14 protein-coding genes are annotated in these 11,819 nt (G+C 44.9%); all 14 read right to left on the bottom strand.

Annotated features, from left to right (window positions below):
• Window positions 1-10: 10 nt before the first annotated feature.
• A complete protein-coding gene (atpH, locus tag OPS25_RS10320; RefSeq protein WP_265617639.1) occupies window positions 11-544 on the bottom strand; it encodes a F0F1 ATP synthase subunit delta in 534 nt (177 codons plus the stop codon).
• Between the two features lie 14 nt (window positions 545-558).
• Window positions 559-1,029, bottom strand: coding sequence for a F0F1 ATP synthase subunit B (gene atpF, locus OPS25_RS10315; RefSeq protein WP_169211207.1), 471 nt, complete (start codon window positions 1,027-1,029; stop codon window positions 559-561).
• 48 nt (window positions 1,030-1,077) lie between these two features.
• On the bottom strand, window positions 1,078-1,299 hold the full coding sequence (gene atpE / locus OPS25_RS10310; protein ID WP_169211206.1) for a F0F1 ATP synthase subunit C: 222 nt from the start codon (window positions 1,297-1,299) through the stop codon (window positions 1,078-1,080).
• 98 nt (window positions 1,300-1,397) lie between these two features.
• Window positions 1,398-2,234 (bottom strand): F0F1 ATP synthase subunit A, encoded by an 837-nt coding sequence (gene atpB, locus OPS25_RS10305; protein ID WP_265618403.1) that lies wholly within the window; start codon window positions 2,232-2,234, stop codon window positions 1,398-1,400.
• A 63-nt stretch (window positions 2,235-2,297) separates the two neighbouring features.
• Window positions 2,298-2,669 (bottom strand): ATP synthase subunit I, encoded by a 372-nt coding sequence (locus tag OPS25_RS10300; protein ID WP_265617638.1) that lies wholly within the window; start codon window positions 2,667-2,669, stop codon window positions 2,298-2,300.
• Window positions 2,670-2,866: 197 nt separating this feature from the next.
• Complete coding sequence (locus tag OPS25_RS10295) at window positions 2,867-3,739, bottom strand: ParB/RepB/Spo0J family partition protein (RefSeq protein WP_265617637.1); 873 nt, start codon at window positions 3,737-3,739, stop codon at window positions 2,867-2,869.
• Window positions 3,740-3,780: 41 nt separating this feature from the next.
• Window positions 3,781-4,575, bottom strand: coding sequence for a ParA family protein (locus OPS25_RS10290; protein ID WP_265617636.1), 795 nt, complete (start codon window positions 4,573-4,575; stop codon window positions 3,781-3,783).
• Between the two features lie 18 nt (window positions 4,576-4,593).
• Window positions 4,594-5,232: a 16S rRNA (guanine(527)-N(7))-methyltransferase RsmG gene (rsmG, locus tag OPS25_RS10285; RefSeq protein ID WP_407080240.1), complete on the bottom strand. Its 639-nt coding sequence runs from the start codon at window positions 5,230-5,232 to the stop codon at window positions 4,594-4,596.
• Window positions 5,233-5,234: 2 nt separating this feature from the next.
• Window positions 5,235-7,136, bottom strand: coding sequence for a tRNA uridine-5-carboxymethylaminomethyl(34) synthesis enzyme MnmG (gene mnmG / locus OPS25_RS10280; RefSeq protein WP_265617634.1), 1,902 nt, complete (start codon window positions 7,134-7,136; stop codon window positions 5,235-5,237).
• A gap of 502 nt (window positions 7,137-7,638) precedes the next feature.
• A complete protein-coding gene (locus tag OPS25_RS10275) occupies window positions 7,639-8,421 on the bottom strand; it encodes a DUF4097 family beta strand repeat-containing protein (protein WP_265617633.1) in 783 nt (260 codons plus the stop codon).
• Window positions 8,422-8,494: 73 nt separating this feature from the next.
• Entirely contained in the window at window positions 8,495-9,313 is an 819-nt protein-coding gene (locus OPS25_RS10270; RefSeq protein WP_265617632.1) for an ATP-binding protein, read from the bottom strand.
• 20 nt (window positions 9,314-9,333) lie between these two features.
• A complete protein-coding gene (locus tag OPS25_RS10265) occupies window positions 9,334-9,987 on the bottom strand; it encodes a DnaT-like ssDNA-binding domain-containing protein (protein WP_265617631.1) in 654 nt (217 codons plus the stop codon).
• A gap of 4 nt (window positions 9,988-9,991) precedes the next feature.
• Window positions 9,992-10,432 carry a flavodoxin domain-containing protein gene (locus OPS25_RS10260; RefSeq protein WP_265617630.1) on the bottom strand — a complete coding sequence of 147 codons (441 nt, stop codon included), beginning with the start codon at window positions 10,430-10,432 and terminating at the stop codon, window positions 9,992-9,994.
• Between the two features lies 1 nt (window position 10,433).
• On the bottom strand, window positions 10,434-11,816 hold the full coding sequence (gene mnmE, locus OPS25_RS10255; RefSeq protein ID WP_265617629.1) for a tRNA uridine-5-carboxymethylaminomethyl(34) synthesis GTPase MnmE: 1,383 nt from the start codon (window positions 11,814-11,816) through the stop codon (window positions 10,434-10,436).
• Between the last annotated feature and the right edge of the window lie 3 nt (window positions 11,817-11,819).

The following is an 11,819-nucleotide window of genomic DNA, read 5'->3' as shown; positions in this document are numbered from 1 at the left end:
CTTATCCCCGTTATGCTTGCAACGCGTCTTCGAGACGGTTCAGTTTAGACTTCACGGAACCATCGATTACTGTATCACCGGCTTTGACTACAAAGCCCGCTATCAGCTGCGGATCCACGTTACAATTAAGCTTCACTTTACGTGCCAAACGTTTTTCTAAGGTTGCGCTGAGTTCATTCTTTTGCGCCTCACTAAGTTCAGTAGCAGAGGTGATATCTACCTCAACTTCTTTATCGTACTCAGCTTTATAGACGTCAAATAGTTCTGAAATTTCAGGTAACGCAACCAAACGTTTATTTTCAGCCAAAACTTTTACAAAGTTCTGACCATGTTCATCGAGCTGTTCGCCAGCCACACTGATAAAAATTTCAGCCAGTTTTTCAGCCGCGAGAGCACCACTTAATAGTTGATGCATCTCATCGTTCTGAGTTACCGCACTGGAAAATGCCAGCATGTCCTGCCATTGAGTAATGGCGTTACGCTCGACCGCAAAATCAAAAGCTGCTTTAGCATAGGGACGAGCAACAGTTGTCAATTCAGACATGGCTCATCTCCTCGTTAAAGTTCAGCGACAAGTTTTTCAACAATGTCGTTTTGTGCTTGAGCATCGATTTCACGTTGAAGAATCTGCTGTGCGCCGGCAACTGCTAATGCAGCGACCTGCTTGCGTAATTCTTCTTTGGCACGATTGCGTTCAGCTTCAATTTCGGCATAACCCTGAGTGATAATTTTTTCACGCTCGGCGTGACCACGCTGGGTTTCTTCGTCAACAAGCTGGTTAGCTCGTTTCTTAGCCTGCTCGATAATTTCAGCTGCTTGCGCTTTCGCCTCTTTTAATTTCTCAGTAGCTTTCTGCTGAGCTAATTCAAGGTCTTTCTCGGCACGATCAGAAGCTTCTAAGCCATCGGCTATTTTCTTCTGACGCTCTTCAATTGCTGCCAATAGTGGTGGCCACACGTACTTCATGCAGAACCACACGAAGACAGCAAAAGCGATTAATTGACCAATTAGAGTGGCGTTAATATTCACAACCGCTCCTCCTCGTTAAGTTCGCTAATAGACTTGAGTTAATAAAAATTAAGCACCAACAGCGAACAATAGGTATAACGCGATACCAACACCGATCATCGCGATCGCATCGATAAGACCCGCTACGATGAACATTTTTACTTGCAGTTGAGGGGCTAGTTCTGGTTGGCGCGCAGCAGATTCTAAGAATTTACCACCTAACAGACCAAAACCAATAGCAGTACCAAGGGCACCCATACCGATCAGAATTGAAACAGCGATGTATAACATTTACGTCTCCAGTTTAAGTTTAAATTTAAAGTTAAAAAAACCGTTTATTACTTTTACTTTTTTACTTAAGGCCGCCAATGCGGCCTTGTTAAAACTACTTAGTGGTCTTCGTGAGCGAGGCTCAAATACACGATGGTTAACATCATGAAAATAAACGCTTGCAGCACGATTACCAGAATATGGAATACCGCCCATGGGAAGTGCAGAGGAAGCTGCCATAAGCCCAGGGTGGCGATAAGAATAAATATCAATTCACCTGCATACAGGTTACCGAATAAACGCAGCGCCAATGAGAAAGGGCGGGCCAATAAGGTAACTGATTCAAGAATGAAGTTCACCGGAATAAATGCCCAGTGGTTAAAAGGCTGCATGGTAAGTTCTTTGGTGAAGCCACCCACACCTTTTACTTTGATTGAGTAAAACAGGATAAGGAAGAACACACCCAACGCCAGTGCCAAAGTTAGATTCAAGTCAGTAGTGGGTACGACCTTCATATATACATCATGTGGGTCCATACCAAAACCATAGTAACCGACCTGACCAGCTAACCAAGGCAGAACGTCTACTGGTACCAAGTCCATCAGGTTCATCAGGAACACCCAGACGAAAATGGTGAGCGCTAGTGGTGCGATAAGGTTATTACGACCGTGGAATGAGTCACGTACGTTGTCATTCACAAATTCGATAACAATTTCAACAAACGCCTGCCATTTTCCCGGTACGCCCGTGGTCGCTTTTTTCGCCGCGCTACGGAATAACCAAAGAAACAAAATGCCAAGGCCGATCGACCAGGCTAATGTATCGACATGCCATGCCCAAAAGCCCGCATCGGCACACGCTTTATTAAAAGCAATGCCTTGGTCAGTTGAACACATGGTGGCATTGGTCAAATGGTGCTTGATATATTCTGAGGTAGTAATTTCAGATGCCATTATTTAACCCAAGTTTAAAGTTTAGAAATCTCGTGTAATTTTTCGTGCATGTTTGTTAATGTGGTTTTACCCTGCACGAAAAAATGCTAACCAATAGCTAGCGGCTGTGATAACAAAGCCTGCAAACAATGCAAGCGGTTCAATAGTAAATTGAACAAACGCCACCACAAACAATATTACAGTAATAAGCAATTTTACTTTCGCGCCCTGATTGAAGCTTTTTACAACCAGTCGGTTTTTAGTCGCCCCCGAGTATCTGAATGCAAACAGCGCGAAAACGCCGTTTGGGACAATACTGATAACCGCGCCTATAGCAAATGATAACGCCCAAATTTTCATTCCGGCAATCGCGATAATTACGCTTAGCAACACCGCGACAATACACTGATACAGTGCGCCAATTCGCGCCAGCTTTTTGCCTTTTTCAGTTATTTCCATCGTAACCGGTAAAACCTGTTAATTTGACGCCGACAAAAAGCGACAGAAGTATACTGTTTTGTCGATTTTTTTCAACCATCCAACGCGTTTTGGAAGCGAAATTGAAACTTTACATGTTAACAACCGATTAACATGCGCCATATAATCAGAAAAAAATAAGTTTTGCGAGAAAGATCGGTTAAAAAAACAGTTTGTTTCTAGTGAATTTTTGCCAAGATGCCATCTAATTGTTCTAAATCACTAAAACTAATTACCAACTTGCCCTTGCCCTTCGCATTGTGATCAATAGACACATTGGCACCTAAATTTTCTGATAATCGCGTGACCAGTTGCTCAACATCAGGATCAACCACTTTCTCCGGTTTCGGTGGTGCTGGTTCAAGAAATTTGCGCACTAACTTTTCAGTATCACGCACTGTCAGACCTTTGCCGGAAACAATTTGTGCCGCCTGCGATTGTTGTTCACCTTCCAAGGCAAGCAGTGCTCGCGCATGACCCATTTCGATATCACCGTGCTCGAGTAGCAATTTTACATCGTCTTTTAGGTTATTCAGACGCAATAAGTTGGTGACCGTGGTGCGGGACTTGCCCACCGCTTCGGCTACCTGAGCATGGGTTAGCTCAAATTCCACCATCAAGCGGTCTAAAGCCTGTGCTTCTTCCATCGCATTTAAATCTTCACGTTGAATATTTTCTATCAAGGCGATTGCGACAGCCGCTTCGTCTGGTACATCTTTGATAATACACGGCACCACATCTAACTGCGCCAATTGTGACGCACGCCAGCGTCGTTCCCCCGCGATGATCTCGTAACGCTGTGCGGATGTTTTACGTACCACGATAGGTTGGATAACCCCTTGGGCACGGATGGATGATGCAAGTTCTTCCAACGCTTCAGGCGACATATCTTTGCGCGGCTGGTATTTGCCAGGGCTGAGATATTCTATAGGCAATTTACTTAATTCACTTTGTTCAGCAACTGTTCTGTCTTGTTCTGTGGCAGGGGAGGCCTGGCTCGTTGCCAGTAAGGCGTCTAACCCGCGCCCTAATCCTCTTTTTTTTGCAGACATAATACCCTCAGTTCGTTCGCTATATGATTTAAGTGTTGTTATTAGCTTGCTTGCGCGGCTGTTTGACGTGCTTTATCGCGACGTCGCAATATTTCTCCAGCCAGCGCCAGGTATGCCTTGGCACCAGTAGATGATTTGTCGTAATACATTGCTGGCGTGCCAAAACTCGGCGCTTCTGCCAAACGGACATTACGTGGGATAACGGTTCGATATACCTGCTCGCCAAAATGACGTTTTAGCTGTTCAGAGACATCGTTGGCCAGGCGATTACGCGGATCATACATGGTTCGTAATACGCCTTCTATTTTTAATTGCGGATTCACCACCGATGCGAGTTTTTGAATGGTATCCATCAACGCAGTTAACCCTTCCAACGCGTAATATTCACACTGCATTGGAACTAGTACTGAATCTGCTGCCGCCAGGGCATTTACCGTTAATTGGCTGAGGGAAGGAGGACAATCAATAAAAATAAAATCGTAATAGGCCATGACGGGTTTTAGCGCATTCCGTAAGCGTAATTCCCGCGCGAAAAGCTCCATTAATTTAATTTCAGCAGCCGTAACATCTCCGTTAGCCGGAATCAGATCATATTTGCCGGCTGTTTTTTCCACAATGACGTCTTTAATTGGTTTTTCTTCCACCAATAATTCGTAACAAGTAGCGTCGACATCATACTTATCGACCCCACTTCCCATGGTGGCATTGCCTTGGGGATCAAGATCGATTAGCAGCACCTTGCGCTTGGTTGCCGCCATGGAAGCGGCTACGTTAACTGCGGTAGTCGTTTTACCCACACCACCTTTTTGATTCGCAATTGCTATAACTTTTGCCACTAAGCACCCTGATAGTCGTTATTGTTTTTTGATGGTAACCAAATGACGTTCGCCAATTAAGTCAGGCACAGACAGCTCAGTAACAGACTCAATATGATAGTAATTACTTACTTCATCTATTTCCTGTTGAGGATATTGCCCTTTCAACGCCAAAAATCTCCCCTCAAAATCTACCAGATGTTGGCACCAGTGCAACATATCTTTTAATGAAGCAAACGCGCGACTCATCACAATATCGTAGTAAAAGTCAGGCTGATGGGCTTCAACGCGACTCTGTAACGGGTGAATATTTTTCAACTTGCACTCGTGCGCCACTTGTTTCATGAAGCGTACACGCTTTCCTAAGCTGTCAAGTAAGTCAAATTCCACGTGTGGCAACACAATAGCGAGGGGGATACCGGGTAATCCTGGACCTGTTCCCACGTCAATTACCCTTTTTCCGCGTACGAAAGGCATCACGCTGAGCGAATCCAATATATGCTTCTGAAGCATCTGTTGCGGGTCGCGAACGGAAGTTAAATTATAGGCTTTGTTCCATTTTACCAACATTGCAAGAAAATCGAGCAAGGTCTGCTGATGCTCATCGCTTATGGCAAACCCTAGTCGATCTATTCCCAAAGCCAGTTCTCGACTTAAACCTTCTCGATCAAAATTCACCGTCACGCTGATTGACGCTCCTGTTTGCGCATTAATCCGTGTTTTTTCAAATACACCAGCAGCAGTGAAATAGCTGCTGGTGTAATACCTGAAATTCGTGATGCTTTACCGATAGTTTCTGGCCTGGCATCGGTTAATTTTGCCACGACTTCATTCGATAAGCCTGAGATTTGAGCGTAATCGAAGTCCGGCGGTAAAAGCGTATTTTCATGACGTTGCGCTTTGGCAATTTCATCCATCTGACGGGCAATGTAGCCTGCGTATTTAATTTGAATCTCTACTTGTTCGGCCGCTTTCGGATTTTGCACGCCCGGCCCTATTCCTTCAATGGACATGAGTTCGTCATAGGTCATTTCGGGTCGCCGAATGAGTTCTTCTAATGAATGCTCACGGCTGATAGGATTTTTTAGCTTCAAATTAAGTTGGTCAACTGCGCCATGAGATGGATGGACCCACTGACTACGCAGGCGTTGTAGTTCGTGTTCCACTACATCTAATTTTTCGTTAAATGCTGCCCAACGCGCATCATCTACTAACCCTATCTCACGCCCTAGGGCGGTTAAGCGAATATCTGCATTGTCTTCACGCAATAGCAGTCGATATTCGGCCCGGCTGGTAAACATGCGATAAGGTTCTTTTGTACCCATGGTAGCCAGATCATCAATTAGCACACCCATGTAGGCTTGATCGCGACGTAAGACAAAAGGATCTTTATGCTGTGCCTGCAGCGCAGCATTGACACCGGCGACCAGACCTTGCGCTCCGGCTTCTTCATAACCGGTGGTGCCATTGATCTGTCCCGCGAAAAATAAGCCGTTGATAAATTTGGTTTCCAATGTTTGTTTCAAATCACGGGGATCAAAGAAGTCGTACTCAATCGCGTACCCAGGTCGGACAATATGCGCATTTTCAAACCCTTTAATAGATCGTACCAGCGCCATTTGCACATCGAAAGGAAGACTGGTTGAAATGCCATTTGGATAAACTTCCATACTGTTCAAGCCTTCCGGCTCGACAAATATCTGATGTGAAGTTTTATCAGCAAAGCGCGTAATTTTATCTTCAATGCTAGGACAATATCGCGGCCCAACACCTTCGATCACCCCTGTATACATTGGCGACCGGTCGAGACCACTGCGAATAATTTCATGAGTATTTTCATTGGTATGGGTGATATAGCAGGGGATTTGACGAGGATGCATCGCCTGTGAACCCATAAAAGAAAATACTGGGGTAGGGTAATCCCCTGCCTGTTCCTGCATAACAGAAAAATCAAGACTTCTGGCATCTAGTCTAGCGGGCGTCCCCGTCTTCAATCGATCTACCCTGAAGGGAAGTGCACGTAGACGATCTGCGAGCGCGATAGAAGGAGGATCGCCTGCGCGACCTCCTCTGTAATTTTCAAGACCTATGTGAATAGTCCCACCCAGGAAGGTACCAACGGTTAACACAACGGCCTTAGCTTTAAACTTTAGACCCATTTGAGTAACGACTCCGGTTACCTGATCCTGTTCGATAATGAGATCATCGCAACTTTGCTGAAACAACGTCAGATTTTCCTGTTGTTCAACCATATTACGAATAGCATTGCGATAGAGCGTACGATCAGCTTGCGCGCGTGTGGCCCGTACAGCAGGCCCTTTACTGGAGTTTAATGTACGAAATTGGATCCCACCGTGATCAATGGCCAGCGCCATTGCGCCACCCAGGGCATCGATTTCCTTCACTAAATGCCCTTTGCCGATACCACCAATAGCTGGGTTGCACGACATCTGACCAATTGTTTCAATATTGTGGGTAAGCAGTAAAGTTTGCATGCCCATACGTGCTGAAGCCATAGCAGCTTCAGTACCTGCATGACCTCCACCTATAACGATGACATCAAACTCTTTTTGGTAAAACATGAAAAAACCTCGCTTACCGGAATGCTAAATAAGATCCCTGAAAAAGGGGGCGCGTATTTTAGCGAAGTTATTGCATAAAGAAAACGGTTAAATTTTCTTCAAATGAGACTTTTATGAGAAAGTTGATCTGAGCTAATTATATATAAGATCTATTTAGATCTTTTATATTTATTACTATTAAGCAGCGCTTTTACTGTTGATAAGCCACTATTTGCACTAAAGATCATTAAGTTACGCAATGAACAAGATCTGATCTAGCTTGGTTTAAGTGCCCCTTGATCTTGTTGATAACCCGCTACCTTATCCACAATTGAAAATGTTTGAAAAGTTGTCCTTTTTTAGATCAAAGCTTGTACACAGCGTTATAGGGGATCTTATGCACACCCCTGATCTTGTTGTGATCCAGTTGGGGATAACTTGTAGAAATGATCGTATGATCTCACGGCGGGACCCTTTTAAGAAAGGATCCCGCTGTGTATGGAAAGTTATTCAGATCTGTTTTTTAATTTTTTTCGATCCGGATGCTACCGCCTGATGTGTGCAAGGTTAATTTTGGACCACCACCATTTACTTTGCCTTCAATTGAACGTTTTTTTACCCGCCCATCCACATCAAACTCACTTTTTACTCTGCCGCCACTGGTAGAGGCATCCAAATCCATTCGAATATCTGCGGGCAGACTTGCCACAATTGACCCGCCTGACGTATCCAAGGTTGCGTCCTTAGTGAATTGTTTGGCAAAAGCGACCTTAATACTACCGCCAGAGGTATGCGCATCTATTTCACCTTCTACATCTTCAGTGTGAATTGACCCACCTGATGTATGAAGTTGTACATCCCCTTTAACTGACGCGATTTTAATTGCCCCTCCGGACGTTCTAGCCTCGATATCACCGATGAGCAGGTCTGTGATCTCGATTTTGCCACCAGCAGTATCCAGATCCAGGTTGTATCGCTCAGGAATGGTAATCAAATAAGTAATGCGTGTGCGGTTCCACCCCTGTCTATTTTTTCGCTCACCGCGGATGCGCAGGCTGTCGCTACGTTGTTCGAAATTGACATCGAACTCATCCTGCTCTTCTCCATCTATCTCCACGTAGACTTCGATTGAGGCGTTTTTGTGAGTTTTAATTTCAATGCTGCCCTGTTCGGTTTTTAAATGAAGCGTATCGTCCGGTTGTGCAGCAAATTCTTGTTCAATTACCTTTGCCTGGACAAAGGGCGACAATAATAACAATGCTAAACAAAGCCTTGGAACAGCCTTTGGGAGGAGAAAATTTTGCATAAGTGACATTCCTTTAGTGAGTTAACTAAAGGTTTGTCGCCGCTAGAGTGAGAAAGGTTTAAAAAAAATCAGGCTATCGTAGCTGATTGGGTTGGTAAGCAGGGGAGGATTGCGGCTCCACTTCGTCACTGGCCAGGCCCTTACGTCTACTTGGACCTGCAAACCTGACTTTATAGGTATCGTATTCACGGATTGACTCAAAACAATAGCGACCAAGCGCAGTTTCTAGCTCCGCCAGATTATGGTTGGTGATTAAAATACAATTTTTTTTGTTCACCAATCGCTGGCGTAACAAATTTCCCAACCAGCTTTGCGTATTCTTTTTCAGCATGCTCTCATTAACACAAACTTCGTCAAGAATGAGCAAGTCTACTTCTAAAAGTTCCTGGTAGGCTTGGCGAAACTTTTGGCCTACGTTATCTTGCGCACCAAAATCGTACGACGAATATCGCAGTTCTAACAGTGTGGAAAGCTGTCGGTATAGTACGGTAATTTCATATTGATCAATCAGTTGGTGGGCAATAGCCCCAGCAATATGCGATTTTCCACGGCCATAATCACCATAAAAAATCATCATGTGTGAACCTGCATTGCGCCAGTTGATATCCTCGTGAGCAGCGATAAAAGAATGTGCAATGCTAACCGCTTCAATCACATCATCACTATCTTCAATAAGATTGGCAAATGTCCATTTCGGGTTTAAATCGGACTGCCCGTGCAACATGGAAATTCGGTGATTTTTACTGACCTGCTGAGCTTGTTTGACTTCGGCATTCGCCTGCGCTTCATATTGTTTACGCAAGGTTTGATAATCTGTGTACGGCTGTTGATTATCTGCGTTTTTACCCAGTGCTTTGGCTAACCCATCAATTTTATCTTTCAGCGATTGCATAGTATTGGTGTCTTTTTGAGTTACGGTTTGCGACGATACTTTTCGACTAGCTTGCGAGTATTATCATCTGCTTCAAGAGAAGGTGCAACTTCCACGAGATTGCTTAAATCTGCTTGCTGTTTTGCATCGGATCGACCGAAGCGTTTATTACGCATCGAATAAACGAACTTCTGGGTCCATTGAAAATGGCTGAGGACGGTAGAGGGCCGGCCTAACCAATAGGCAATAAACTCATTTATGTCATCTTGATCATAGTGTTTGTCAGGCAGACCTAGCAGAGTTGCCATTTCGGCAAATAGCGCTTCGTCTGGCTGCCACTTCATCGTAATCGCCTGATGCTGACGGTGTAAATGACTAAACGAATCATGTTTAGTCTGGATAAGTGGAAGCAGAATTACTTTCCCGTTTAACGATGATTCCAACGACAGGGTTGGGGGCAGGGCGATTAATCCCGCTTGTTCAAGTAATTTTAGAAGGTCGTTAAGTTGACGGCCTCTGGTAAACGGTTTGTCCTGCGAATCAGCATTAACCAAAGCGAGCAGAAATTTGTAATTTAACGGTTCAGAGGTGGCTGTGGTCGCATTGGTGGTGGGTCGCAGGCCAAGGCAGTAAAGTACCCTGGCGGCATTAGCCAGGGGGCTGCATAAGGCGTGATACTCAGCTTCAGTAAACATACAGTTATGCTGATTGCGCGCTCGTTTGAGAGGTGAACCAAGCCACCGCCTCGTCCTCTGGGATAGGATACGTCAATACGTCGATATGACAGGGGGGCGCGAGCAGCGTGGCGCCTGCTTGTATAAGTAGCGTTTCCATGGTTTTTGCACCGTGGCAAAAGGTATCATAACTGCTATCGCCCAAACCAATTACGTAGGCAGACACCGCTGATAGATCTGCATTTTCGAGTTGTTCAGCGAAAGGTTGAATATTATCAGGCAAATCGCCTGCGCCATGGGTCGAGGTGCAAATTATCCAGATTGCATCGTGTGATATTGCAGGCAGATCTGGGGACAGGTGTATTTCAACTGCCTCCTGGTTTTGCTTTATAGATTCGGCTAATGCATCGGCCACATATTCTGCGGCGCCTAACACAGAGCCTACGATAATTGCGTAATTTGACATTTTACTTACCAATACAAAATGAAGAGAATATTCGACTTAATAAATCATCAGAGGTAAATTCACCTGTGATTTCAGTAAGTTCTTGATGGGCGAGGCGCAACTCTTCGGCTAAAAGTTCACCAGCCATATGTTCTGACAATTGTAACTGACCTGTTTCAACATGGGATAGCGCATTTTGTAACGCATCGAGATGTCGCCGCCGCGCAATGAATTTACCTTCTGAAGTGGTATCCAATCCCATGGTTTTAGCAAGATGTTGGGTTAATAACTGAACGCCATTGCCGGTATTGGCTGATAACCTGATGATGCTGGTAGCGTTATGTTCTGAAGACAGGGTGTCTAGACCTATTTGCTCACCGGATAAATCCGCTTTATTTCTGATGACGGTGACAGGGACGTTATCAGGTAGACGTTGCATAAACTCCGGCCATATTTTGTACGGGTCAATTTCATCTGATTGTGTACTATCTACCACAAATAACACACGGTCTGCGTCTTCTATAGCTTGCCACGCGCGCTCTATGCCTATTAATTCTACCTTATCGGTGCTTTCTCGTAACCCGGCGGTATCGATAATGTGGACAGGCATACCTTCTATGTGGATGTGTTCTTTTAAAATATCCCGAGTCGTGCCAGCAATATCGGTTACTATGGCACTTTCGCGACCCGCCAATGCATTGAGCAGGCTGGATTTGCCTGCATTGGGTCTACCTGCAATTACTACATGCATCCCTTCCCGTAACAGGGAGCCCTGTTTTGCCTGATGTTGCACTCGATATAGTTGCGTCAGAATTAAGCTTAAATCCGCCGCAACCTTGCCATCGGATAAAAAATCAATTTCTTCATCGGGAAAATCAATAGCAGCTTCCACATACATTCTTAATTGAATAATGAGCTCGGCAAGGTGATTAATCTGATGAGAAAATTCCCCTTGTAACGAACGCAGCGCACTTCGTGCAGCCTGCTTTGAGCTTGCATCAATTAAATCAGCAATTGCCTCTGCCTGCGCGAGATCGAGTTTGTCATTTAAGAATGCTTGTTCACTGAATTCACCGGGGCGAGCTAAACGCAAACCTGGAACCTGCATCACGGCCTCAATCAGCATATCCATCACCACCTGGCCGCCGTGGCCCTGTAGTTCAAGTATATCTTCACCGGTAAACGAATTAGGGCCGGCAAAAAAAAGGGCGATACCTTGATCGATAATATTGCCATGCGAGTCATAAAAAGGGGTATACGATGCAACTCTTGGGGGCAGTGAAGTGTGTAAAATTGCTTCACACACCGTTTTAGCCTTCGGACCCGATACACGAATTATCCCTACGCCGCCTCTACCGGGTGCAGTTGCTTGCGCAACAATAGTGTCGTGTGTAGGGAATTCCATGTG

This window comes from Alteromonas aquimaris (assembly GCF_026183695.1).
GTDB lineage: Bacteria > Pseudomonadota > Gammaproteobacteria > Enterobacterales > Alteromonadaceae > Alteromonas > Alteromonas aquimaris.
Note: the sequence above shows the minus strand (reverse complement) of the source record. Positions and strands in the feature narration are given on the sequence as shown.